Source organism: Novosphingobium acidiphilum DSM 19966, from assembly GCF_000429005.1.
Lineage (GTDB): Bacteria > Pseudomonadota > Alphaproteobacteria > Sphingomonadales > Sphingomonadaceae > Novosphingobium > Novosphingobium acidiphilum.
The window spans coordinates 239,375-263,245 of sequence record NZ_AUBA01000001.1; the positions used below are offsets into that span (position 1 = coordinate 239,375).

The following is a 23,871-nucleotide window of genomic DNA, read 5'->3' on the forward strand; positions in this document are numbered from 1 at the left end:
CGACAACGGGGGCAAACCGCATCATTCGCCGAACGTGCGCTGCCACCAGCCGCGCCGTGGTGAGGCCGAGGCGTCGGCTTCGGCCGCAGCCGTTGCGGGCTGCGCTTCGGGTTCCACATCCGCTTGCGGCGCTGTTTCCACAGGGGTTTCGACCACCGTTTCGGCATCCGCCTTCTTGCGCCGCGTGCGCTTGGGCTTTGCCGGTGCTTCCTCGGCGGTTTCGACCGGGGCTGGTGCCGCTTCGGGCACAAGCTCGGCCGCCGTTTCGACCACGGCTTCGGCATCGGCCTTCTTGCGACGGCTGCGCTTGGGCTTGGCCGGTTCGTCCTGCGCGACCGCGGCCGGTTCTGCCGGGGCCTCAACCTCGGCTGCAACCGGGGCAGGGGCCTCGGCTGCGGCTTCGACCTCGGCTTCGGTCACCCCTTTCTTGCGACGGCTGCGCTTAGGCTTGGCCGGGGCTTCGGCTTCGGCCACCGGTTCGTCCGGGGTGGCAACCGGTGCAGCGTCCTCGGCCGCCTGGGCATCGCCATCGGACCCGCCTTCGGCTTCACCTGCTTCGTCGGACGCGTTTTCACCGGCAGGCGAACCATCGCGGTTGCGACGCCGGCGATTGCGGCGACGGCGCTTGCGCCGGCCTTCGCTCGTGGCGCCATCGCCGGTTTCTTCGCCGGCCGCACCGGTGCCTTCATCGTCGGCGGAGGCGTCGTCGTCACCTTCGCCATCATCGTCGTTGGCGGCGTGCTCGTTTGTGCCTTCGCCGCCTTCCGCACGGTCGCGGTTGCGGCCACGCCGACGGCGGCGGCGTTTGCGGCGGCTGCCATCGCCTTCGCTGTCTGCGTCGCGCGGTTCGCGGGGTTGGCGCGGCTCACGCGGTTCGGCGGCGTCTTCTTCGACGTCGTCCTCGAATTCTTCCTCGTCCTCGATCGGATCGTCGTCGACAAGATCAACGATCGGTTCGAAACGCGGGGTGAATTCGGGACGCGGCCCGCGCGAGGCAACGCGCATCTTGGCGCCCTCGTTCTCGCCCTCGGGGATCACTTCGACCGTCACGCCATAACGCGCTTCGATCTCGGCCAGATCACCACGCTTGGCGTTGAGCACGTAGATCGCCGCTTCCTGGCTGGCATAAAGCGTGATGACGTTGCCCTTGCCCTTGGCGGCTTCGTCCTCGATCATCCGCAGCGCCGACAGCCCCGCCGACGAGGCGGTGCGGACTAGGCCCGAACCATCACAATGCGGGCAGCCGCGGGTGGTCGCTTCAAGCACGCCGGTGCGCAGCCGCTGACGGCTCATTTCCATCAGGCCAAAGCCCGAAATGCGGCCAACCTGGATGCGTGCGCGATCGTCCTTGAGCGCGTCCTTCATCGCCTTTTCGACTTTGCGGACGTTTGATCCGTATTCCATGTCGATAAAGTCGATGACGACCAGCCCGGCCATGTCGCGCAGGCGCAACTGGCGCGCGATTTCGCGCGCGGCTTCGAGGTTGGTCGACACCGCGGTCGCCTCGATCCCGTGTTCCTTGGTCGAACGGCCCGAGTTGATGTCGATCGACACCAGCGCCTCGGTCGGGTTGATCACCAGATAGCCGCCGCTGCGCAGCTGCACCACCGGATCATACATCGCGGTCAGCTGGTCTTCGGCGCCAAACCGCTGGAACAGCGGCACGGGATCGGCATATGGCCGCACCCGCTTGGCATGGCTGGGCATCAGCAGTTTCATGAAGTCCTTGGCGGCGCGGTAGCCCGCTTCGCCTTCGACGATCACTTCTTCGATATCGCGGTTGTAGATGTCGCGGATCGCGCGTTTGACCAGATCGCTGTCCGAATGGATCAGCGCAGGGGCAACCGATTTGATTGTGTTTTCGCGGATTTCATCCCACAGGCGCGCCAGATAATCGAAATCGCGCTTGATCTCGGTCTTGGTGCGCTGCAGCCCGGCGGTGCGCACGATGCAGCTCATCGTCTTGGGCAGAGCAAGCTCGCCGATGATCGATTTCAGCCGCTTGCGGTCGGATGCCGAATTGATCTTGCGGCTGATCCCGCCACCATGGCTGGAATTGGGCATCAGCACGCAATACCGCCCGGCCAGGCTGAGGTAGGTGGTCAGCGCCGCGCCCTTGTTGCCGCGTTCTTCCTTGACCACCTGGACCAGCAGCACCTGGCGGCGCTGGATCACATCCTGGATCTTGTAGCGGCGGCGCAGTGCCAGACGGCGTGCGCGCAGTTCGTCGGCTTCCTTGGCCTGGCCACGGCTTTGGCGACGACGGCCACGGCCCCGGCGTTGTCCGCCTTCGTCGCCGTTTTCTCCGTTTTCGCTCTGGTCGGCGCCGTCGCCTGTGTCGTCGGCTTCGTGGTCGAACTCGTTGTCGATCACGCCGCCTTCGATCGTGGCGACCTGATGCTTGTCGCCATTGTCGACTTCGGTAACGCCGTCGTCGAAGCCGTCGCCGGTTTCGAAACCGCCATCGCCATAATCGTCGTCATCATCCTCGTCGGCGGCGCGCAGCGCGGCCTCTTCCTCGGCGTGACGGGCTTCTTCGGCCAGCAGCGCTTCGCGATCCTCTTTGGGGATCTGATAATAGTCGGGATGGATTTCGCTGAAGGCCAGAAAACCGTGACGATTGCCGCCGAAATCGACAAAGGCAGCCTGCAACGAGGGTTCGACCCTGGTTACCTTGGCGAGATAGATGTTGCCCTTGATCTGCTTGTGATCGGCAGATTCGAAATCGAATTCTTCAATCCGGTTGCCCTTGAGCACCGCCACCCGGGTTTCTTCCTGGTGGCGCGCATCGATAAGCATGCGCGTTGTCATCAAATAATCTCCAGCCGCGCGGCCGCGGGACGAATCCCGGGATCTGGGCGCGGTAAATTGCTGAGGCGCGACCGTTCGTGCGGAACATCATTGTTCCGGCGGGTCGGATCGCGAATGCGGGTTTGCCGGTTCGCAGCACGGGGCTTTGGCCCTGTTGCTCGCCGCCCGGCGGCGGTTTGTTTGCATCTGCCGAAAGGACGTTGCGCGGCGACAGGCGCGCACGACCGAAGGTGTCACACGGCGCATGGCCTTGTGGATTTATCCCGAACGCCCAACCGCGAAGGGCCCCCGTGGGGCCATTCTTCAGGTCGGAAAATCGGCTCGTCATTTCGGCATCAACCTCTGGCGTGGACAGGCGGAACGACAATCCGAACGGCCTGTTTCACGCATATTCAACCGGTTCGTCCTGCCAACGGCCTTCTCTCGCCCTGCTGCCCTTGAAGCGCCGTGTCGGGGTCGCTCATCGGGGCAAAAGCACGGCTGGTGCCGGTGCTGGCATTCTCCGGTACTCGGCGTGCTAGCACCGCAATTGCAAAGCAGCAATTAAAACCCGCTTGGCGGTTCAACCTGAATGGCACCCTTTTTCAAAAGTGCATGCGCGCCCGGCACCGACCGCGGTGCAAAGCGCGCGGTGCATTGCAACCCCGCCGTGCTTGCCGCAAAGGAGTGGCGGGCAATGGCCCGGGGAAGGCGACCAAGGGTTTTGAGCGAAATGGGGCTGGCGCAGCGAAACATCGGGCGGGATGGCCGCGCGCAGCGGCATCGACGCCGCCTGGCCATCGCGGCGATCGTGGCGGTGTTTGTCGCGCCCCTGTTGGTGCTCGCGGTGTGGATGCAGCATGTGGTCGGCGCGCGCACCGGCATTCCGGGCTATGTCGTGCGGGTCGCGCTGCCCGATGGTGCGATGCCGATCGGGTTGCCCCCCATCGAGGGACCGGCCGATGCCAGCCGGCCGCTGGTGGTGATCGATGCCGGCCACGGCGGGCATGACCCGGGCGCCAGCGGTGCCGGTGGCGAGCGCGAAAAGCGGCTGACTCTGGCGCTTGCACTGGCGGTGCGCGACGCGCTGATTGCCGATGGCCGCGTCCGCGTCGCGTTGACGCGGTCGGATGACCGGTTTCTGGTTTTGCAGGAACGCGCCGGCATCGCGCGCCGGCTGCATGCCGATCTGTTCCTTTCGATCCACGCCGATGCGGTGGAAAGCGGGGCAGGCGACGCATCGGGGGCAACGCTTTACACGTTGTCGGACAAGGGCTCGGACGCAATTGCCGATGCGGTGGCGGTGCGCGAAAACCGCGTCGACACGGTCAACGGCGTAGGCCTGGGCGGCGCCGACAATGCCGTGTCGCAATTTCTGGTCGATCTGTCGCAACAGCGCATGCGCGCGGCTTCGCAGGCCTTTGCCACGCTGATCCGGCGCGAAGGGCAGGGCCGGATCCGGTTCCGCGACGTGCCCGTGCAACAGGCGGCATTTGTCGTGCTGAAATCGCTCGATGTGCCATCGGTCCTGCTCGAAGCCGGTTATGTCAGCAGCCCGGACGATGTGGAGAACATGCGGTCGCGGCCGTGGCGCGACGGGTTTGGACGCGCGGTTGCCCATGCCATCGAAATCGATCTGGCCGACCAGGCTGCCGGCACAAGTGCCACGGCGGGCCTGTAAGTTTTGCCCCGGCGCGGCGAAATGCAAAAAACCGGTTCCCGTTTAATTGTGTCTTGCTTTAAAGCCCCCTGACGATGGCCACCGACACACCGCCCGAAGACCCTGTACCGCAGGACCCGAACCCCTCCGGCCCGGTCGCATGGCGTATCCGTCGCTATGCCTCGGGCTGGCCGGTGCGCATCTGGCGCGCGATCACCATGCGGCGCTGGGCGCGCCGCCTGGCGATTGTCCTGCTGATCCTGGTGTTGATGTATGGCGCGCTGTGGGTGTTTGTCATCCGCACGCTGCCCAGCGCCGACAAATTGCTGACCTATCAGCCGCCCCTGCCGACAATGGTGCGCGGCGCCGATGGCGAAATCGTGTCGTCCTATGCGCGCGAACGGCGCGTGCAACTGCGGTATGTCGATTTTCCGCAGCCGCTGATCGGCGCATTTCTGTCGGCCGAAGACAAATCGTTCTTTTCGCATCATGGCGTCGATGTCACCGGCCTGGCAGGCGCGGTGGTCGACTATGCCACCAAGTACGGCACCGGATCGCGCGCGCGGGGTGGATCGACCATTACCCAGCAGGTGGCCAAGAACCTTCTGATAGGCAACGAATATTCCGTGACGCGCAAGCTCAAGGAAATGCTTCTGGCGATGCGCATCGAATCGGTGCTGACCAAGCAGCAGATCCTTGAACTGTACCTCAACGAAATCCCGCTCGGCCGGCAAAGCTTTGGCGTCCAGGCCGCTTCGCGCGCCTATTTCGACAAGGATGTGGGCGATCTGAAACTGCACGAGGCGGCGTTCCTGGCCATTCTGCCCAAGGCGCCGGAAACCTATGGCCGCGCCAAATTTGCCGACAAGGCGATGGCGCGACGCAACTGGGTGCTCGATCAGATGGTCAAGAACGGCTATGTCGGCCGCGCCGAGGCCGACAGCGAAAAGGCACAACCGCTGGGCCTGGTCCAGCGCCGACCCGACAATTATACCAGCGATGCGGGCTATTTCCTTGAAGAAGTGCGCCGTCAACTTATCGATAAATTCGGCGAAAACGCCGACGACGGGACCAACAGCGTCTATGCCGGCGGGCTGTGGGTGCGCACTTCGCTCGACACCAGATTGCAGAGCGCGGCGCAGGATGCGCTGCGCGCCGGGCTGCTGCGCTATGCGGCAGGCCATGGCTGGCACGGGCCGATCGCCACGGTTGATCCGGCACACTGGCAGGGCGAACTGATCGGCAGCAACATTTCGATCCGCTATCTCGACTGGCGCGTGGGCGTGATCATCGAACGGTCGGGTTCTGCCGGGCAGATCGGCTTTGCCGACGGCCAGACCGGCCGGGTGTTCGGACTTGCCGATGCGATCAAGCCCGGCGATGTGGTGGCGGTTGCACCCAACGGTGCCGACTGGGCGTTGCGCATCCTGCCCGAAGTGTCGGGCGGGATGGTGGTGCAGGACCCCGAAAACGGCCGCGTGCTGGCAATGCAGGGCGGCTTTGACGCGCATCTGGGATCGTTCAACCGCGCCACGCAGGCCAATCGCCAGCCGGGTTCGGCGATCAAGCCGTTCGTCTATGCCACCGCGCTCGACAACGGCATGACCCCGGCGTCGATCGTGCTGGACGGTACGTTCTGCGTTTATCAGGGTGCGGCACTCGGGCAGAAATGCTTCAAGAATTTTGGTGATGAAGGCGCCGGCGGCAGCCACACGATGCGCTGGGGGCTGGAACAGTCGCGCAACCTGATGACCGTGCGGATTGCCAACGATGTCGGCATGCAAAAGGTCGTGCGCACGATCAAGTCGGTCGGCATCGGCGATTATCAGCCGTACCTGGCGATGGCGCTGGGCGCTGGCGACACCACGGTGGCGCGCCTGGTCAACGCCTATGGCGCGCTGGCCGATCATGGCCGCCTGCACGACCAGACGCTGGTCGATTTCGTGCAGGACCGCAACGGCAAGGTGATCTGGCGGTCCGACAAGCGCGCTTGCGATACCTGCAACATGGCGCAGTGGGATGGCAAGGCGATGCCCCGGTTCAAGCCGACCGGGCGTCAGGCGCTGGATGCGCGCACCGCCTATCAGGTGGTGCACATGCTTGAAGGCGTGATTGTGCGGGGCACCGCGGCCAGCTTGCGCGATCTGAATTTGCCGCTGTTCGGCAAGACCGGGACAACCACCGGCCCCACCAACGTATGGTTTGTCGGCGGCAGCCCGCGGATCATCGCGGGGATCTATCTGGGCTATGACCAGCCGCGCAGCCTTGGCGGCTATGCCCAGGGCGGGCGTATTGCCGCGCCGGTGTTCAGGCAGTTTGTCCAGGCCACGCGCGACCAGTGGCACCAGATCCCGTTCATCGCGCCCGAAGGCGTGCGCCTGGCCAAGATCGACCGCGTTTCGGGCAAGCATGTGTTCGAAGGCACACCGGCCGATCGCGATCCCAAAGCCGCGATCATCTGGGAGGCGTTCAAGCCCGACAGCGAGCCGCGCCGCACCAGCCGCGATTTGCAGGTTTCAACGCGCGAAGCCGTGCTTGAAGCGCTGCGCAAGGCCTATGCCGCGCGTTACGGCGCACCCGCCGCCGAACCCGACGCCGGCGAAGGTGACGACGCGGGGGTGACCGAATGATCCTGCCCCACAGGGCAGATCGTCTCTGCGCTTGAGACACCGCGCAAGTGTGATAGGCTGCGCCGCATGACCAAGCATCGCCTTGCCGCGGCCGCTGCCGCGCTTTCGCTCGCACTCGTTCCTCTGGCCGCGCATGCGGACCTTGCCGTGGGCACGGTGGCGCCCGATTTCACCACGCAGGGCGCGTTGGCGGGCAAGGAATTGCCTGTTTCGCTCAAGGCCTTGCTCGGCAAGGGCGCGGTGGTGCTGTATTTCTATCCCAAGGCGTTTACGCCCGGTTGCACATTGGAAGCGCATGCCTTTGCCGAAGCGACCGACGAATTTGCCAAGGCCGGCGCCACCGTGGTCGGCATGTCGAATGACAACATCGATTCGCTGAAGAAATTTTCGACGCTCGATTGCCGCGACAAGTTCACCGTGGCCGCGGCCTCGCCTGCCGTGATCAAGGCCTATGACGTGCCGTTGGTCAATGGCGGCAAGGACACCGGCCTGGCCAACCGCACCAGCTATGTCATCACGCCGGATGGCAAGATCGTGTTTGCGCATACCGACATGGATTGGCACAGCCATGTCGAACAGACGCTCGCGATCGTGCAAAAGCTGAACCACGAGCATTAACCCACCCGCATAACCGGCTTTACAAGCTGCGCCGCTTCGCTAAGCGGCGCAGCTTGTCCCAGTGTTGACCGAGTGGAGTAGAAACCGTCATGCGTGCCGAAGGGCAGGCCCATATCGACCGCATCGAAAGCGCGCTGGCGCTGGTCCGCAAGTTTCTCGATTGGGATCGTGCGGTGCGGCGGCTGGACGAACTGAACGCGCGGGTCGAGGATCCGAAGCTGTGGGATGACCCAAAGCAGGCCGAGGCAGTGATGCGCGAGCGTCGCCGGCTGGAATCCTCGATCGGCACCGTCAACCAGATCGGCCAGGAAATGGCCGATGCGATCGAATTCATCGAGCTTGGCGAAGCCGAAGGCGATGATGCAATCATCGACGAGGGGCTGCAAACGCTCAGCCAGCTGGCCGCGCGCGCCGATGCCGACAAAGTCCAGGCCTTGCTGGCGGGCGAGGCCGATGCCAACAATGCCTTCCTCGAAGTCCACGCAGGCGCCGGCGGCACCGAAAGCCAGGACTGGGCCGAAATGTTGCAGCGGATGTACACCCGTTGGGGCGAACGCCATGGCTACAAAGTCGAACTGGTCGATTATCACGCGGGCGAAGCCGCCGGGATCAAAAGCGCAACGCTGCTGATCAAGGGCGAAAATGCCTATGGCTATGCCAAAACCGAAAGCGGTGTGCATCGGCTGGTGCGGATCAGCCCTTATGACAGCTCTGCCAGGCGGCACACCTCGTTCAGCTCGATCTGGGTCTATCCCGAAATCGATGACAACATCGATATCGAAATCAACCCTGCCGACCTGAAGATGGACACCTATCGCGCCTCGGGCGCAGGCGGGCAGCACGTCAACACCACCGACTCGGCGGTGCGCATCACCCACATTCCGTCGGGCATCATCGTCGCCAGCCAGCAGGATCGCAGCCAGCACAAGAACCGTGCCACCGCGATGGGCATGTTGCGCGCCCGCCTGTACGAGGCGGAACTGGCGCGGCGCGAAGCCACCGCCAGCGGTGAATATGCCGCCAAGACCGAAATCGGCTGGGGCCACCAGATCCGCAGCTATGTCCTGCAGCCGTACCAGCAGGTCAAGGATCTGCGCACCGGGGTGGTTTCGACCAATCCGGGTGAAGTGCTCGACGGTGCGCTCGATCCGTTCATGGCCGCGGCCCTGTCGCAACGCGTGTCGGGCGAAAAGGTCACCGTGTCCGACGACGATTGACCGGACCGCAGCGGCAGGCCGATTTTGTCACGACACCGGCAAAATGCTTCCGCTTTGAAACGATTGCGCTTAATCTGCGCGCCGCTGCCGGGCCTGAGGGGGACCGGCGGTGACGGGTTGTAGGATTGTTGGGCGGCAGATGCGGATCACAAGGGTCGTGCTGCCGTCGGGGTTGAAAGAGTGATATGTCAGTTTTCAAAGGATTGAAGCCCATTGTCTATGGTGGGCGCGAAGTCTGGCCATTGGTTGAGGGGGGCAAGGGGGTTGCCGCCACCAACCACATGAGCTCGGGCGCATGGGCGGCTGCGGGCGGGATCGGCACGGTCAGCGCGGTCAACGCCGACAGCTATGATCCGCAGGGCAAGATTGTTCCGCAGCTCTATCCCCAGTTGACCCGGCGCGAACGCCACGAACAGCTGATCCGCTATGCCATCGATGGCGCAGTCGAACAGGTGCACCGCGCGTACGACATTTCGGGCGGCCAGGGCGCGATCAATATCAACGTGCTGTGGGAAATGGGCGGCGCACAGGCGGTGCTCGAAGGCGTGCTGGAAAAGACCCGCGGCATGGTCACAGGTGTCACCTGTGGTGCGGGTATGCCGTACAAGCTGTCGGAAATCGCGGCACGGTTCAATGTCAGCTATCTGCCGATCGTATCGTCGGGCCGCGCGTTTCGCGCGCTGTGGAAACGTGCCTACCACAAGGTGGCGCACCTGATGGCAGCGGTGGTCTACGAAGACCCGTGGCTGGCCGGCGGGCACAATGGGCTGTCGAACGCCGAAGACCCGCGCAAACCCGAAGACCCCTATCCGCGTGTCAAAGCGCTGCGCGACACGATGCGCGCCGAAGGCGTGCCGGACGATGTGCCGATCGTGATGGCGGGCGGGGTGTGGTTCCTGCGCGAATGGAACAACTGGATCGACAATCCCGAACTGGGCACGATCGCGTTCCAGTTCGGCACGCGTCCGCTGCTGACCGAGGAAAGCCCGATCCCGCAGGGGTGGAAGGATCATCTGCGCACGCTCGATCCGGGCGATGTGCTGCTGCACCGGTTTTCGCCGACGGGTTTCTATTCGTCGGCGGTGCGCAATCCGTTTTTGCGCAGCCTGGAAGATCGCAGCGCGCGGCAGGTGCCTTATTCAAAGGTTTCGGCCGGCGAACACACCGTGCAGCTGGATGTTGGCGTGCGCGGCAAGAATTTCTGGGTCACGCCCGCCGATCTCGATCGCGCTCGGCAATGGGCGGCGCAGGGTTATGTCCATGCGCTGCGCACGCCCGATGACACGGTGGTGTTTGTCGGTGCCGAAGAACGCGACATGATCCGCACCGACCAGGCCGATTGCATGGGTTGTCTGTCGCACTGCGGGTTTTCGTCGTGGAAGGACCATGACGATTATTCGACCGGGCGGCTGGCTGATCCGCGCAGCTTCTGTATTCAGAAGACGCTGCAGGATATCGCGCATGGGGGCGATATCGATCAAAACCTGATGTTTGCCGGGCACGCTGCCTATCGCTTCAAACAGGACCCGTTCTACTCGAACAACTTTACCCCGACGGTAAAGCAGCTGGTCGATCGTATCCTGACCGGCGACTAGGCTTCGCCGGGTTCGATGCCGTGGCTGGCCTGGTCCAGCCCACGCGCTTCATCAGCCTCGGTCACGCGCATCGGCACGACCATTGCCACCATCAGCGCGGCAATCGCCGTGCCGATTGCGCTCCACGCCAGGACAACGCCCGCGGCAACAGCCTGGGCAACGATCTGGCGCACCAGCCCCATGCCGGGGGCATAGCCTGCACCCCCCAGCGTGCCGGCGATCAGCGGGGCGGCAAGCATTGCGCCCGACAGTCCGGCCACGCCGTGCACCGACACCAGATCGACCGCATCGTCGATCGTGCCTGCACGGATCAACCGCGCGGCAACCCGTGCCGCCACAGCGCCCGCCAGTCCGGCAACCATGGCCATGCCCGGTGCGCAGGCGCTGGCCGCCGCGGCGGCCGCGATCAGCCCCGACAGTGCGCCGCGCGCCAGCGACAGCGGCTGCACTTTGCCAAGTGTCATGGCGTCGATCAGCAACCACGACAGCGCGCCTGCAGCCGCTGCGACCTGCAGATTGACCAGTGTGCTGCCCGCATCATCGCTGGCGGCAAGCGTTGCGCCCGCGGTCAATGCCAGCAGCGCGATCCACACCATGCCGCTGCCGGCCAGCGACAGCGCGGGGGCGTGGCCTTGTCCACGCAGACCCTGGGCCCACGGTGCCCTGCGCCCCATCAGCAGCGTGATCACCAGCGCCGAAATCCCGACGCAGGCATGCACGTTCAGCGCCCCGCCGAAATCGATCGCACCCAGCCGCGATGCCAGCCAGCCATCCCCTGCAAGCCAGTGGGTGATCGGGGCATAGACCAGGATCGACCACAGTCCGGCAAACGGCACGATCCAGGCGATATTGCCACGTTCGGCCCAGGCGCCGGTCAGCAGCGTGGCGGCAAGCACTACAAAGCCCAGTTGCAGCCACACGAACGCCACTTCGGGTACCGCGCTGTTGCCCCGCACATTGGCCAGATCGATCAGCATCCAGGCATTGCCGCTGCCCAGCCAGCCATTGGTGACGGCACCGAACGCCAGCGTATAGCCAACCACGATCCACAGCAGCGAAACCACCGCCACGATCGCCCCGATCTGGGTGCCCAATGCGGCAAAGGCCCGCGCGCGCAACGCGCCGCCATGGTGCAGCACCACGCCGGGCAGGATCATTGCAAAGGCCAGCAGCGCTGCACCGAGCACAAAGGCGGTATCGCCGCTGTCCACCGCATCGGCGGCGTCAGCCTGGGCATGGGCCACAATCGGCATGCCGAGAAGGGCAAGCAGGGCCAGCGTCTTGAGCACGGGTTTTACCATCATGGCGCCCCTCATGCCCCAGACATGCTTAACACTCCGCTAGCGCCACCCCTCAAGCACCTGATCGGGCGGTCTGTGCCCATCGACCCAGAAACGGATGTTGGCGATCACCTTTTCGCCCGAGGCGATGCGGCCTTCGACCGTGGCACTGCCCATGTGCGGCAGGATCGCGACATTGTGATGATCGCGCAGCCGCTGATCGACCAGTGGTTCGTGTTCGAATACATCGAGCCCGGCACCGCCCAGGTGGCCAGACACCAGCGCTGCGATCATCGCCTCTTCCTCGACGATGGTGCCGCGCGCAGTGTTGATGATCACTGCGCCGGGCTTCATCAGGGCGATCCGCCGCGCATCGATCAGATGGCGCGTTTCGGGGGTGGCAGGGCAATGCAGCGTCAGGATGTCGGTTTCGCGCAGCATCGCGTCAAGATCGGGGGCGAACCGCGCACCCAGCATCGTTTCCAGTGCCTGCGGCACGCGATGGCGACTGTGATAGACCACCTGCAGCCCGAATGCGCGCGCACGATGCGCCACGGCCTGGCCGATGCGGCCCATGCCGACGATCCCCAGTACGCGGCCGCCGATACGCTGACCCAGCAACGTCGAAGGCGCCCAGCCGGTCCATTGTCCGTTGCGCAAAACGCGCCCGCCATAGTTCAGCCGGCGCGTAACCGACAGCATCAGCGCCAGCGTCATGTCGGCGGTGTCATCGGTAAACACGCCCGGGGTGTTGGTGACCATGATCTTGCGCGCGCGCGACGCGGCGATGTCGATATGGTCGACGCCCGCGCCGAAATTGGCGATCAGTCGCAGCCGGGGCGGGGATGCGGCAATCAGCGCGGCATCGATCGTGTCGGTGACGGTTGGCACCAGCACATCGGCATCGGCCATCGCCGCGGCCAGTTCTTCGCGGGTCATCGCATGATCGTCGATGCTGGGCACCAGATCGAACAATTCGGCCATGCGTGCCTCGGTCTGGGGCAGCAGGCGGCGCGTGACAATCACGCGCGGCTTTCCAGCCACGCGGCGAGTCTGGGCAGGGGTGTTGGGCGGAGGCACGGGCATGGTGCTATCGCTATGCCGCAGGGGCCGCAGGGGTCAAGAGGCGCTGCACATGTCCACGCTAAGGGTATCCCCTGTGTCTTGCCCTTCGCCACCGATCCTGTATCGCAAGGGATGATGTCGAAGCGCCAGCTGTATGCCTTTGCCCACGCGCGGGCGACCGTCCTCGTGCTGTTTGCCCTGCTTGTGGCGGGCTTTCCCGGCATGGTGCGGGCGGCCGGGTCCGATGCGCCGCCCTATTGGGTTGCGTTGCGCGCCAGCCAGAGCAACATGCGCGTGGGTCCGGGCCGCGATTACCGGATCAACTGGACGTACATGCGCGCCGGCATGCCGATGAAGGTCTTGCGCGAAATGGAGGGCTGGGTGCTGCTTGAGGACCCTGACGGCGCGCGCGGCTGGATGCTGATGCAGTTTGTATCGCGCAAGGCGCACAACGCCATGGTGCGCGGGCAAGTTACCGACATTCGCGAAAGCCGCGATGGCAGCGGCCGCGTGCTGTGGCGTGCAGAGCCGGGCGTAATCGCCCGGCTGGGCGATTGTTATACCGGCTGGTGCAAGGTCGATATCGACGGGCGCCAGGGCTATATGCCGCAATCCGCGCTGTGGGGCGCGGACAAGCCCTGAATTCCCTATCCTGCCCCCGTCGGGGAAGGATTGCCAATGGCTAGATGATTTCAACCGCCACTGCGGTGGCTTCACCGCCGCCGATGCACAGGCTCGCCACGCCCCGGGTCAGTCCGCGATCCTGCAAGGCACCGATCAGCGTGGTGATGATGCGCGCGCCCGAGGCGCCGATCGGGTGGCCCAGCGCGGTGGCGCCGCCGTTGACGTTGATCTTGTCGTGCGCAATGCCAAGGTCGTGCATCGCAAACATCGCGACGCAGGCAAACGCCTCGTTCACTTCGAACAGGTCGACATCGCCGATCGACCAGCCGGCGCGGTCCAGCACTTTGGTGATTGCGCCGACCGGGGCCGTCGTAAAATCCTTGGGCGCTTGCGCATGCGCCGCCAGCGCCACGACGCGTGCCACAGGGGCCAGGCCCTCGGCCGCGGCCACCGACTGGCGTGTCAGCACGAGTGCGGCGGCGCCGTCGGAAATCGATGAGGATGTTGCCGCGGTGATCGTGCCGTCCTTGGCAAACGCCGGCTTGAGCGTGGGTATCTTGTCCACTTTGGCCTTGCCCGGGGCTTCGTCGGTGTCGACCACGGTTTCGCCGCTGCGTGATTTGACCGTGACGGGCGCGATTTCGGCGACAAACCGGCCTTGCGCGATCGCGCTTTGCGCACGGCGCAGCGATTCGATGGTATAGGCGTCCTGCGCCTCGCGCGTCAGCTGGTACGCATCGGCGGTGTCTTGCGCAAATGTGCCCATCGCACGGCCCGGCTCATAGGCGTCTTCCAGCCCGTCAAGGAACATGTGGTCATACGCGGTGTCGTGGCCGATGCGCGCGCCCGACCGGTGCTTTTTCAGCAGGTAGGGCGCGTTGGTCATCGATTCCATGCCCCCCGCGATGGCATAGTCGATCGATCCCGAAGCCAGCGCTTCTGCCCCCATGATCAGTGTCTGCATGCCCGAACCGCAGACCTTGTTGACGGTCGTTGCCTGAACCGACGTCGGCAGGCCGGCCTTGATCGCGGCCTGGCGGGCAGGGGCCTGGCCCAGACCGGCAGGCAGGACGCAGCCCATATAGATGCGTTCGAACCTGTCGCCCGCCACGCCCGACCGTTCGACGGCCGCCTTTACCGCAGCAGCACCCAGTTCGGTTGCCGAAACATCGGCCAGAGCGCCCTGCATCGCGCCCATCGGGGTGCGGGCAAAGGACAGGATGACCACCGGATCGGCGGCGGAAAACTGGGCCATGACGATGCTTCCTCTGTGCGTTGCGGCGACGGTATCTGCGTGTTCGGTCGGCTATGTAGTGCTGCGTCGCACCATTTGCAATTCGACCCTTGCAGGTGTCGCGGCCGGCGCAGGCGGCGACGATGGCCTGTGGACGTCGGCAGGGTCATCCTTTTTCGTTGTAAAAAATGGAAATTTTATGATTTTCCGGGATGATGCCTGCCCAAAAAGGTTGGGCAAGGCGGGCAAATATGCATTCCCTCCCACTTGCGCGGCGGGAAAGGCGGGACTAGGGGCCGGGCTCGCACTCCAAAAGGCGAGTCAGCCCGCTTCAGGAACCATTGATGCTCGATCATTCCACGCTCGACCAAACGTCCTTTCTGGCCGGGTATCTGCCGATCCTGCTGTTTCTGGGCATCGCGCTGGCGCTGTCGGCGGCGTTCGTGTTCCTGCCGATGGGGGCGTCGCGCCTGACCGGTACGCACAACCCCGATCCGGAAAAGCTGTCGGAGTATGAATGCGGCTTTCCCGCGTTCGAAGACCCGCGCAGCCAGTTTGACGTGCGGTTCTATCTCGTCGCGATCCTGTTCATCATTTTCGACCTCGAGGCCGCGTTCCTGTTTCCCTGGGCGGTCAGCCTGAAGCAGACACAGTGGACCGGCTGGTCGACGATGATGCTGTTCCTGGGCGAACTGGTGATCGGCTTTATCTATGCCTGGAAAAAAGGCGCGCTGGACTGGGAATGAGCACAATGTCGATCTCTTCAGGACCTTCGTCTCCTCTTGTCGCCGGCACCACCGGCCTGACCGCGCCCGACGCTTCGTTTTTCGACAGCCTCAATGCCGAAGTGTCGGACAAGGGGTTTCTGGTCACCAACACCGAAGAACTGTTCCAGTGGGCCCGTACCGGATCGCTGTGGTGGATGACCTTTGGCCTGGCGTGCTGCGCGGTCGAGATGATCCACGTGAACATGCCGCGCTATGACATGGAACGGTTTGGCGTTGCGCCGCGCGCATCGCCGCGCCAGTCCGACGTGATGATCGTGGCGGGCACCTTGTGCAACAAGATGGCGCCGGCGTTGCGCAAGGTCTATGACCAGATGTCGGACCCGAAATACGTGATCTCGATGGGCAGCTGCGCCAACGGCGGTGGGTATTACCACTACAGTTATTCGGTGGTGCGCGGGTGCGATCGCATCGTGCCGGTCGACATCTATGTGCCCGGTTGCCCGCCGACTGCCGAAGCGCTGTTGTACGGCGTGATGCAGTTGCAGCGCAAGATCCGCCGCGCCGGCACGCTGGAACGGTAAGGGAAGGGCGCAAGGCCATGGCAAAAGTGCTTCATTCCGCTCCGCGTTATGCCTCGTTCGACGGGGTGATCGATGCCCTGACCGCGCGTCTGGGCGATGCCCTGATCGCCATCCGCGAGGAATATGGCGAACTGGTGCTGAATGTCGCGCGCGACAGCGTCGAAGCCACGCTGCGCACGCTGCGCGATGACGAGGCGTTCCAGCAGCTGATGGACATTGCCGGTGTCGATTATCCCGACCGGGCCGAACGGTTTGACGTGGTCTATTGCCTGCTGTCGGTCACGCGCAACCTGCGCCTGATTGTCAAAGTGGCGACCGACGAGGCGACGCCTGTGCCGACGGTGACCACTTTGTGGCCCAACGCCGGCTGGTACGAACGCGAAGTCTACGACATGTTCGGCGTGCTGTTTGCGGGCAACACCGACTTGCGCCGGATCCTGACCGATTATGGTTTTCAGGGACATCCGTTCCGCAAGGATTTCCCGCTGACCGGCTATGTCGAGCTGCGCTATTCCGAAGAGGACAAGCGCGTGGTCTATGAACCGGTGCGGCTGGCGCAGGATCTGCGTCAGTTCGATTACGCCAGCCCGTGGGAAGGGGCGCATTACGTGCTGCCCGGCGATGAAAAGGCGGGAGAAAAAACATGAGCTTCAGCCTGGAGCATTCGCCGACCACCGGCGATGAGGTCATCAGCAACTACACCATCAACTTTGGTCCGCAGCACCCTGCGGCGCACGGCGTGCTGCGCATGGTGATGGAGCTTGACGGTGAAATCATCGAACGCATCGATCCGCATGTCGGCCTGCTGCATCGCGGCACCGAAAAGCTGATCGAGCACAAGACCTATCTGCAGGCGCTGCCCTATTTTGACCGGCTGGATTACTGTTCGCCGCTGGCGATGGAATATTCCTATGTGCTGGCGATCGAAAAGCTGCTGAATATCGAAGTGCCGATCCGCGCGCAGTATCTGCGCGTGCTGTTTGCCGAACTGACCCGCATCTGCAACCACATGCTCAACCTTGGCAGCCATGTCATGGACGTCGGTGCGATGACGCCGAACCTGTGGCTGTTCGAGATCCGCGAAGACTGCCTGGTGTTTTTCGAACGTGCCTCGGGCGCGCGCATGCATTCGGCCTGGTTCCGCCCCGGCGGCGTGCATCAGGATGTGCCGCTCAAGCTGTTGACCGACATCGGCGACTGGCTCGACACGCGGCTGCCGCGGCTGTTTGACGACGCGATGAGCCTGGTGGTCGACAACCGCATCTTCAAGCAGCGCAATGTCGATATCGCCCTGGTGTCCAAGGAAGACGCGTTGGCCTGGGGCTTTTCCGGCCCGATGATCCGTGGCGCCGGCATTCCCTGGGATCTGCGCAAGTCGCAGCCGTATGACGTGTATGACCGGATGGAATTCGACATTCCGGTGGGCACCAATTCGGATTGCTATGACCGGTTCATGGTGCGCGTCGAAGAAGTGCGCCAGTCGGCCCGGATCATGAAGCAGTGCCTGGCCGAAATGCCCGAAGGCCCGATTGCATCGAACGATCGCAAGGTGGTGCCGCCCAAGCGCGGCGAGATGAAAAGCTCGATGGAATCGCTGATCCATCACTTCAAGCTTTATACCGAAGGGTTTCACGTGCCCGCCGGTGAAGTCTATGTTGCCACCGAAAGTCCCAAGGGTGAATTCGGCGTCTATCTGGTCAGCGACGGCAGCAGCAAGCCGTACCGTTGCAAGATCCGGCCGACCGCGTTTTCGCACCTGCAGGCGATGGATTTCATGTGCAAGGGGCACATGCTGCCCGATGCCACCGCCATCCTTGGTGCAATCGACGTGGTGTTCGGGGAGTGTGATCGGTGACCGAAACCATCCTGCGGCACGTGTCGATCGTGGCCTGCCTGGCAGGACTGGCGACCGCGGCGGTGTTTTTCCTGGCCACCTGGCGCGGTACGCCCACGCCGCAGTGGATGCCGATGCTGGTGGCCATGGTTGGCGGATACGAACTGGTCCAATGGGGCCAAAGCCTGTGGCTCAAGCGGGCGAGACATTGAACATGACATTTTTCAAGGACATTGCCTGAGATGGCCGATCGTCATCCCGAACCCGATACGCCTGCGCTGCGTGCGCGCTGGGGCCAGTTCGACTGGACCCCGGCCAATGCGGCCAAGGCAACGGAGATCGTCGCGCGCTATCCCGCCGGGCGTCAGCGCAGTGCGGTGATGCCGCTGCTCGATCTGGCACAGCGCCAGGTCGGCGCAGAGGAACGCACGCAAGGCTGGCTGCCGCTGCCGGTGATCGAATTCATCGGCCGATATCTCGACATGCCGGTGATGCGCGTGCTCGAAGTCGCAACGTTCTATACGATGTACAACATCGCGCCGGTGGGCCGGTTCCACGTGCAGGTCTGCGGCACCACGCCGTGCATGCTGCGCGGGTCGGACGACATCATGGCGGCGTGCAAGGCCAAAGGCCTGAAAAAGGGCCACACCACACCCGACGGCCTGTTCACGCTGACCGAAGTCGAATGCATGGGCAACTGTGCTTCGGCGCCGATGGTGCAGATCAACGACGACAATTACGAAGATCTGACCGCCGACAGCGTGACGCATATCCTGGACGAGCTTGCCGCCGGACGCCAGCCCAAGACGGGCACGCAATTGCCCGGGCGGCATACGGTAGAGCCGCTGGGCGCGCCGACTTCGCTGAGCGCGATGGTCGGCGAAAACCACGATTATCGCGGGGAATGGTAAGCCATGGCACTGCTTGATCGCGATCGCATCTTCACCAATGTCTATGGCTATCAGCCGTGGAATCTGTCCGCGGCGCGCGCGCGCGGCGATTGGGACAACACCAAGGCGCTGCTCGAACGCGGGCGCGATGCGATCATTCAGGAGATGAAGGATTCGGGTCTGCGCGGCCGTGGCGGCGCGGGTTTCCCGACCGGCATGAAATGGTCGTTCATGCCCAAGGAATCGAAGGATGGTCGTCCCAGTTTCCTTGTCATCAACGCCGATGAATCCGAACCCGGTTCGTGCAAGGACCGCGAAATCATCCGCCATGATCCGCACAAGCTGATCGAAGGCGCGCTGGTTGCAGGGTTCGCGATGGGTGCGCGCGCGGCCTATATCTATATCCGCGGCGAATATATCCGCGAAGCCGAAACACTGTTTGCCGCGGTGGCCGAAGCCTATGATGCGGGTCTGGTCGGGCGCAACGCGTGTGGTTCGGGCTATGACTTCGATGTGTTCGTGCATCGCGGCGCAGGCGCGTACATCTGCGGCGAAGAAACCGCGATGATCGAAAGCCTGGAGGGCAAAAAGGGCCAGCCCCGGCTCAAGCCGCCGTTTCCGGCAGGCGCAGGCCTTTACGGGTGCCCGACCACGGTCAACAATGTCGAATCGATCGCGGTGGCACCGACCATCCTGCGGCGCGGCGCCGCATGGTTTTCATCGTTTGGGCGCGACAACAACAAGGGCACCAAGCTGTTCCAGATCTCTGGGCACGTGAACACGCCCTGCGTGGTCGAGGAAGAGATGTCGATCCCGTTCCGCGAACTGATCGAACGGCATTGCGGCGGCATTCGCGGCGGGTGGGACAATCTGTTGGCGGTGATCCCCGGCGGATCGTCGGTGCCGCTGGTGCCGGCGGCCGAAATCCTTGACGCGCCGATGGATTTTGACGGACTGCGCGCGCTGGGGTCGGGGCTGGGCACGGCGGCGGTGATCGTGATGGACAAATCCACCGACATTGTGCGCGCGATTGCCCGCCTGTCGTACTTCTACAAGCACGAAAGCTGCGGCCAGTGCACTCCGTGCCGCGAAGGCACCGGCTGGATGTGGCGCGTGATGGAACGCCTGCGCACGGGCGATGCCGACGTGTCGGAAATCGACATGCTGCAACAGGTGACCAAGCAGGTTGAAGGCCACACCATCTGTGCGTTGGGCGATGCCGCGGCCTGGCCGATCCAGGGTCTGATCCGCCATTTCCGTCCCGAGATCGAACGCCGCATCGCCGAAAACGGTGCGCTGCGGGAGGCGGCGGAATGAGTGATTCTGTGATCTACAAGGAGCACGAGTTCAAGGTGGGTCCTCGAAAAGGGATCTGTGAGCGTCGTGTTCCATATCGTTATACCGACGGCTACTTCAGGGTGTACAATCCAGATAGTACCCTGAAATACAACACCGACGCCAACGCCACTAAGGTTGCCACTCTCGTCGAGGTCGCTCGGTATGTCGGCCAAGGTTACGGACTTCGGATGACCGGCCCGCATACTCCTTCGCCAAGCCTCTGCACCAAAGATATTGTGGTGGAAGTATAATGCCCAAGCTTAAAGTAGACGGCGTCGAAATCGAAGTTCCGGCCGGGGCCACCGTGCTCCAGGCGTGCGAGCTGGCGGGCAAGGAAATCCCGCGGTTCTGTTATCACGAGCGGCTGTCGATTGCCGGCAATTGCCGCATGTGTCTGGTCGAGGTCAAACCCGGACCGCCCAAGCCGCAGGCCAGTTGCGCTTTGCCCGCCGCCGAAGGGCAGGACATCCGCACCGACAGCGAAATGGTCAAGAAGGCGCGCGAAGGGGTGATGGAGTTCCTGCTCATCAACCACCCGCTCGATTGCCCGATCTGTGACCAGGGCGGCGAATGCGATCTGCAGGACCAGTCGGTGGCCTATGGCCGCGGCGGTTCGCGCTATCACGAGGAAAAGCGCGCGGTCACGCAAAAGACCATGGGTCCGCTGATCAAGACGATCATGACCCGCTGCATCCACTGCACCCGCTGCGTGCGGTTCAGCGAGGAAGTGGCCGGGGTCGATGAAATCGGCGCGTTGTATCGCGGCGAGGGCATGCAGATCACCACCTACCTCGAACAGGCGGCCAAGCACGAACTGTCGGCCAATGTGATCGACTTGTGCCCGGTCGGCGCGCTGACCAGCCGGCCCTATGCGTTTGAAGCGCGGCCGTGGGAATTGAAGAAGACGCTTGGTATCGATGTGTCCGACGCGGTCGGGGCCAATATCCGCATCGATTCGCGCGGTCGGGAAGTGATGCGCGTGCTGCCGCGCGTGAACGACGATGTGAACGAGGAATGGCTGGCCGATCGCGGTCGCTATCTGGTTGATGGCCTGACCCGTCGTCGGCTCGACAAGCCATGGCTGCGCGTCGATGGCAAGCTGCAGGCGGCGGGCTGGGCCGAAGCGCTGGCCGCGATCGGCACGATCAACCCCGGGTCTTCGGTGGCGGTGATTGCCGGTGATCTGGTCGACGCCGAAACGATGTTCGCGGCCAAATCACTGGCGCGCGCGCTGGGGTCGTCCATGCTCGAAGGGCGCCAGACCGGGCTGGCCTACGACACATCGAACCTTGCCGCGGTGGCGTTCAACACGACACTGGCCGGGATCGAGGATGCCGACGCCATCCTGATCTATGGCAGCCATGTGCGCGACGAAGCGCCGCTGCTAAACCCGCGTATCCGCAAGGCCGTGCGCAAGGGGGCCAAGGCCTATATCATCGGCCCCGCATGGGAACCGACCTATGCCGCGACCCACCTTGGCGACGATGCCGGCGTGATCGACGGCCTGCCCGAAGCGGTCGCCTCGGTGTTCGCCAATGCGGCGCGCCCGGCAATCATCATCGGCGGCGGCGCTCTGGCCAAAGGCGGGCTGTCCTCGGGCCTGGCCTTTGCCGAACGTTTCAATCTGGTGCGCGAAGGCTGGAACGGCTTCAACGTGCTGCACTTTGCCGCGGCGCGCATGGCCGGGCTGATGCTGGGCTATGCGCAAAAAGGCGGGATCGGCGATATTGTCGCGGCTGCGCCCAAGCTGGTGATTTCGCTTGGTGCCGATGAAGTCGACTGGACCAGGTTCGCCGGATCGATGATCGTGCATATCGGCCATCACGGTGACAAGGCCGCGCATGCGGCCGACGTGATCCTGCCGGGGGCCGCGTTCACCGAAAAGGACGGCACTTACGTCAACACCGAGGGCCGCGTGCAATATGGCGAAAAAGCCGTCTTTGCGCCGGGCGATGCGCGTGAAGACTGGACGATCCTGCGCGCAATGGCCGATGCGTTGGGCGTTGCGGTCGGGTTCGACAGTTTTGCCGAACTGCGCGCCGCGATGATTGCCGAAGTGCCGGCATTTGGCGTTGAAGGCCTGGCCGATTATGGCGCGCTGCCGGCTGCCGCCGCAGAGGCCGGGGCCTCGGGCGTGATCGGCTATCCGGTCAAGGATCGTTATCTGACCAATGCCATCAGCCGGGCCAGCCCGACGCTGCAGCGCTGCTCGGCAGAACTGATCCACGGCGATATCCAGGCGGAGGCAGCGGAATGACCCCGTTTTTTGTCGCACGCGGCCTGCCGTTCGGCTGGGCCTGGGGCCTGTCGACCGTTCTGGAAATTCTGCTGATCGCGTTTCCGGTGATGCTGGCGGTGGCGATCGTAATCTATTTCGATCGCAAGATCTGGGCGGCCATGGCGCTGCGCAAGGGCCCCAACGTGGTCGGACCCTTTGGCATCCTGCAGTCGTTTGCCGACGGCCTGAAAGTGTTCCTGCAGGAAACGATCATTCCGGCGGCGGCGAACAAGGCGCTGTTCCTGATCGCGCCGATCATCACCTTTACCGTGGCACTGCTCGCCTGGGCGGTGCTGCCGTTCGCCAAGGGCGTGATGCTGGCCGATATCAACGTCGGCCTGCTGTACATCCTCGCGATCTCGTCGCTTGGGGTTTACGGCATCGTCATCGCCGGCTGGGCGTCGAATTCGAAATATCCGTTCTTTTCGGCGATGCGCGCGTCGGCGCAGATGATCAGCTATGAAGTCTCGATCGGCTTTATCCTGATCTGCGTCGTGCTGTGGGCGGGCAGTTTCAACCTGGGCGCGATTGTCGAGGCGCAGCGCGGCTTTGGCTTCGGGTTCATCAACGGATTCTGGTGCAGCCCGCTGCTGTTCCCGGTCTGGGTGATGTTCCTGATCAGCTCGATGGCCGAAACCCAGCGCGCGCCGTTCGACCTGACCGAGGCCGAAAGCGAACTGGTTGCCGGGTATCAGACCGAATATTCCTCGATGGCCTTCGCGCTGTACTGGCTGGGCGAATATGCCAATGTCCTGCTGATGTGTGCGCTCAACGCCACGCTGTTCTGGGGCGGCTATCTGCCCCCGGTCAATTGGTGGCCGTTGTATTATATCCCCGGCCTGGTCTGGCTGATGGTGAAGATCCTGTTCGGGTTCTTCGTGTTCAGCTGGGTCAAGGCAACCGTGCCGCGCTATCGCTATGACCAGCTGATGCGTCTGGGCTGGAAGATCTTTCTGCCGCTGTCGCTGCTGTTCGTGTTCCTGATCAGCGGGTACCTCATGCTTACCGGACATTTCGCATGACCGTCGCGCACATCATCAAAAGCTTTACGCTGTGGGAATTCATCAAGGCGCACTGGCTGACCTTGAAGTATTTCTTCAAGCCCAAGGCGACGATCAACTATCCTTACGAAAAAAGCCCGATTTCCCCGCGGTTTCGCGGCGAACACGTGCTGCGCCGCTATGCCAATGGCGAAGAACGCTGCATCGCGTGCAAGCTGTGCGAAGCGGTGTGCCCGGCACAGGCGATCACCATCGAGTCCGAACCGCGCGACGATGGCAGCCGCCGCACCACGCGCTACGACATCGACATGACCAAGTGCATCTTCTGCGGTTTCTGCCAGGAAGCGTGCCCTGTCGATGCGGTCGTCGAAGGACCCAATTTCGAATATGCCACCGAAACCCGCGAGGAGCTGCTTTATGACAAGGCCAAGCTGCTTGCCAACGGCGACAAGTGGGAGCGCGCGATCGCTGCCAATCTCGAAGCCGATGCGCCGTACCGGTAAAAGGA

The 23,871-nt window shown here is 63.7% G+C and carries 20 protein-coding genes and 1 pseudogene; 17 read left to right on the forward strand and 4 right to left on the reverse strand.

Annotation, left to right across the window (positions count from 1 at the left end; translation table 11 throughout):
• Positions 1 to 21: 21 nt before the first annotated feature.
• Positions 22 to 2,811 carry an Rne/Rng family ribonuclease gene (locus tag G404_RS0101185; protein ID WP_028639459.1) on the reverse strand — a complete coding sequence of 930 codons (2,790 nt, stop codon included), beginning with the start codon at positions 2,809 to 2,811 and terminating at the stop codon, positions 22 to 24.
• 712 nt (positions 2,812 to 3,523) lie between these two features.
• On the opposite strand from G404_RS0101185, the gene G404_RS0101195 reads away from it, so the two are divergent.
• The 5 genes from G404_RS0101195 (at position 3,524) to G404_RS0101215 (ending at position 10,510) form a co-directional block, all read left to right on the forward strand.
• Positions 3,524 to 4,471: an N-acetylmuramoyl-L-alanine amidase family protein gene (locus G404_RS0101195; RefSeq protein WP_028639460.1), complete on the forward strand. Its 948-nt coding sequence runs from the start codon at positions 3,524 to 3,526 to the stop codon at positions 4,469 to 4,471.
• A 74-nt stretch (positions 4,472 to 4,545) separates the two neighbouring features.
• Positions 4,546 to 7,080: a penicillin-binding protein 1A gene (locus tag G404_RS0101200; protein WP_028639461.1), complete on the forward strand. Its 2,535-nt coding sequence runs from the start codon at positions 4,546 to 4,548 to the stop codon at positions 7,078 to 7,080.
• A gap of 66 nt (positions 7,081 to 7,146) precedes the next feature.
• Complete coding sequence (locus G404_RS0101205) at positions 7,147 to 7,698, forward strand: peroxiredoxin (RefSeq protein ID WP_028639462.1); 552 nt, start codon at positions 7,147 to 7,149, stop codon at positions 7,696 to 7,698.
• A gap of 89 nt (positions 7,699 to 7,787) precedes the next feature.
• The gene (gene prfB, locus G404_RS0101210; protein WP_028639463.1) at positions 7,788 to 8,915 is read left to right on the forward strand and encodes a peptide chain release factor 2; all 1,128 of its coding nucleotides are present in this window, start codon (positions 7,788 to 7,790) and stop codon (positions 8,913 to 8,915) included.
• A 185-nt stretch (positions 8,916 to 9,100) separates the two neighbouring features.
• The gene (locus G404_RS0101215; RefSeq protein WP_028639464.1) at positions 9,101 to 10,510 is read left to right on the forward strand and encodes an NAD(P)H-dependent flavin oxidoreductase; all 1,410 of its coding nucleotides are present in this window, start codon (positions 9,101 to 9,103) and stop codon (positions 10,508 to 10,510) included.
• On the opposite strand, the gene G404_RS0101220 is transcribed toward G404_RS0101215, so the two are convergent.
• The gene (locus G404_RS0101220) at positions 10,507 to 11,814 is read right to left on the reverse strand and encodes an ammonium transporter (protein ID WP_028639465.1); all 1,308 of its coding nucleotides are present in this window, start codon (positions 11,812 to 11,814) and stop codon (positions 10,507 to 10,509) included. The genes G404_RS0101215 and G404_RS0101220 overlap by 4 nt on opposite strands.
• 36 nt (positions 11,815 to 11,850) lie before the next feature.
• Positions 11,851 to 12,876: a 2-hydroxyacid dehydrogenase gene (locus G404_RS0101225; protein WP_051280012.1), complete on the reverse strand. Its 1,026-nt coding sequence runs from the start codon at positions 12,874 to 12,876 to the stop codon at positions 11,851 to 11,853.
• A gap of 114 nt (positions 12,877 to 12,990) precedes the next feature.
• Here G404_RS0101225 and G404_RS0101230 point away from each other — a divergent pair, with 114 nt between their 5' ends.
• Entirely contained in the window at positions 12,991 to 13,497 is a 507-nt protein-coding gene (locus G404_RS0101230; RefSeq protein ID WP_245584333.1) for an SH3 domain-containing protein, read from the forward strand.
• Positions 13,498 to 13,537: 40 nt separating this feature from the next.
• On the opposite strand, the gene G404_RS0101235 is transcribed toward G404_RS0101230, so the two are convergent.
• Entirely contained in the window at positions 13,538 to 14,734 is a 1,197-nt protein-coding gene (locus G404_RS0101235; protein WP_028639468.1) for an acetyl-CoA C-acyltransferase, read from the reverse strand.
• A gap of 323 nt (positions 14,735 to 15,057) precedes the next feature.
• On the opposite strand from G404_RS0101235, the gene G404_RS0101240 reads away from it, so the two are divergent.
• The 11 genes and pseudogenes from G404_RS0101240 (at position 15,058) to nuoI (ending at position 23,866) form a co-directional block, all read left to right on the forward strand.
• Positions 15,058 to 15,459 (forward strand): NADH-quinone oxidoreductase subunit A, encoded by a 402-nt coding sequence (locus G404_RS0101240; protein WP_051280013.1) that lies wholly within the window; start codon positions 15,058 to 15,060, stop codon positions 15,457 to 15,459.
• A 5-nt stretch (positions 15,460 to 15,464) separates the two neighbouring features.
• Entirely contained in the window at positions 15,465 to 16,022 is a 558-nt protein-coding gene (locus G404_RS0101245) for a NuoB/complex I 20 kDa subunit family protein (RefSeq protein WP_245584334.1), read from the forward strand.
• Positions 16,023 to 16,039: 17 nt separating this feature from the next.
• Positions 16,040 to 16,654: pseudogene (locus tag G404_RS0101250) on the forward strand (NADH-quinone oxidoreductase subunit C); the annotation flags it as partial.
• Positions 16,655 to 16,665: 11 nt separating this feature from the next.
• Complete coding sequence (locus tag G404_RS0101255; RefSeq protein WP_028639472.1) at positions 16,666 to 17,877, forward strand: NADH-quinone oxidoreductase subunit D; 1,212 nt, start codon at positions 16,666 to 16,668, stop codon at positions 17,875 to 17,877.
• Positions 17,874 to 18,068, forward strand: a complete 195-nt coding sequence (locus tag G404_RS0101260) for a hypothetical protein (protein WP_028639473.1) — start codon at positions 17,874 to 17,876, stop codon at positions 18,066 to 18,068. The genes G404_RS0101255 and G404_RS0101260 overlap by 4 nt, the downstream gene beginning before the upstream one ends.
• Before the next feature lie 30 nt (positions 18,069 to 18,098).
• Positions 18,099 to 18,767 carry a complex I 24 kDa subunit family protein gene (locus G404_RS0101265; RefSeq protein ID WP_028639474.1) on the forward strand — a complete coding sequence of 223 codons (669 nt, stop codon included), beginning with the start codon at positions 18,099 to 18,101 and terminating at the stop codon, positions 18,765 to 18,767.
• A 3-nt stretch (positions 18,768 to 18,770) separates the two neighbouring features.
• Positions 18,771 to 20,063, forward strand: a complete 1,293-nt coding sequence (gene nuoF, locus G404_RS0101270; RefSeq protein ID WP_028639475.1) for an NADH-quinone oxidoreductase subunit NuoF — start codon at positions 18,771 to 18,773, stop codon at positions 20,061 to 20,063.
• Entirely contained in the window at positions 20,060 to 20,335 is a 276-nt protein-coding gene (locus tag G404_RS0101275; protein ID WP_028639476.1) for a hypothetical protein, read from the forward strand. The genes nuoF and G404_RS0101275 overlap by 4 nt, the downstream gene beginning before the upstream one ends.
• Positions 20,335 to 22,341: an NADH-quinone oxidoreductase subunit NuoG gene (gene nuoG / locus G404_RS0101280; RefSeq protein ID WP_028639477.1), complete on the forward strand. Its 2,007-nt coding sequence runs from the start codon at positions 20,335 to 20,337 to the stop codon at positions 22,339 to 22,341. Before G404_RS0101275 ends, nuoG begins: the two co-directional genes overlap by 1 nt.
• Positions 22,338 to 23,384, forward strand: a complete 1,047-nt coding sequence (gene nuoH / locus G404_RS0101285; protein ID WP_028639478.1) for an NADH-quinone oxidoreductase subunit NuoH — start codon at positions 22,338 to 22,340, stop codon at positions 23,382 to 23,384. The genes nuoG and nuoH overlap by 4 nt, the downstream gene beginning before the upstream one ends.
• On the forward strand, positions 23,381 to 23,866 hold the full coding sequence (gene nuoI, locus G404_RS0101290; RefSeq protein WP_028639479.1) for an NADH-quinone oxidoreductase subunit NuoI: 486 nt from the start codon (positions 23,381 to 23,383) through the stop codon (positions 23,864 to 23,866). The genes nuoH and nuoI overlap by 4 nt, the downstream gene beginning before the upstream one ends.
• The last annotated feature ends 5 nt before the right edge of the window (positions 23,867 to 23,871 follow it).

Bases quoted from the DNA above. Each gene is read 5' to 3' on its own strand.
- G404_RS0101240 (WP_051280013.1), top strand. From the start codon at position 15,058: ATGCTCGATCATTCCACGCTCGACCAAACGTCCTTTCTGGCCGGGTAT.
- G404_RS0101245 (WP_245584334.1), top strand. From the start codon at position 15,465: ATGTCGATCTCTTCAGGACCTTCGTCTCCTCTTGTCGCCGGCACCACC.
- nuoI (WP_028639479.1), top strand. From the start codon at position 23,381: ATGACCGTCGCGCACATCATCAAAAGCTTTACGCTGTGGGAATTCATC.
- G404_RS0101225 (WP_051280012.1), bottom strand. From the start codon at position 12,876: ATGCCCGTGCCTCCGCCCAACACCCCTGCCCAGACTCGCCGCGTGGCT.
- G404_RS0101255 (WP_028639472.1), top strand. From the start codon at position 16,666: ATGAGCTTCAGCCTGGAGCATTCGCCGACCACCGGCGATGAGGTCATC.
- G404_RS0101205 (WP_028639462.1), top strand. From the start codon at position 7,147: ATGACCAAGCATCGCCTTGCCGCGGCCGCTGCCGCGCTTTCGCTCGCA.
- G404_RS0101235 (WP_028639468.1), bottom strand. From the start codon at position 14,734: ATGGCCCAGTTTTCCGCCGCCGATCCGGTGGTCATCCTGTCCTTTGCC.
- nuoG (WP_028639477.1), top strand. From the start codon at position 20,335: ATGCCCAAGCTTAAAGTAGACGGCGTCGAAATCGAAGTTCCGGCCGGG.
- G404_RS0101230 (WP_245584333.1), top strand. From the start codon at position 12,991: ATGTCGAAGCGCCAGCTGTATGCCTTTGCCCACGCGCGGGCGACCGTC.
- G404_RS0101200 (WP_028639461.1), top strand. From the start codon at position 4,546: ATGGCCACCGACACACCGCCCGAAGACCCTGTACCGCAGGACCCGAAC.
- G404_RS0101185 (WP_028639459.1), bottom strand. From the start codon at position 2,811: ATGACAACGCGCATGCTTATCGATGCGCGCCACCAGGAAGAAACCCGG.
- G404_RS0101275 (WP_028639476.1), top strand. From the start codon at position 20,060: ATGAGTGATTCTGTGATCTACAAGGAGCACGAGTTCAAGGTGGGTCCT.
- G404_RS0101215 (WP_028639464.1), top strand. From the start codon at position 9,101: ATGTCAGTTTTCAAAGGATTGAAGCCCATTGTCTATGGTGGGCGCGAA.
- nuoH (WP_028639478.1), top strand. From the start codon at position 22,338: ATGACCCCGTTTTTTGTCGCACGCGGCCTGCCGTTCGGCTGGGCCTGG.
- prfB (WP_028639463.1), top strand. From the start codon at position 7,788: ATGCGTGCCGAAGGGCAGGCCCATATCGACCGCATCGAAAGCGCGCTG.
- G404_RS0101220 (WP_028639465.1), bottom strand. From the start codon at position 11,814: ATGATGGTAAAACCCGTGCTCAAGACGCTGGCCCTGCTTGCCCTTCTC.
- G404_RS0101265 (WP_028639474.1), top strand. From the start codon at position 18,099: ATGGCCGATCGTCATCCCGAACCCGATACGCCTGCGCTGCGTGCGCGC.
- G404_RS0101195 (WP_028639460.1), top strand. From the start codon at position 3,524: ATGGGGCTGGCGCAGCGAAACATCGGGCGGGATGGCCGCGCGCAGCGG.
- nuoF (WP_028639475.1), top strand. From the start codon at position 18,771: ATGGCACTGCTTGATCGCGATCGCATCTTCACCAATGTCTATGGCTAT.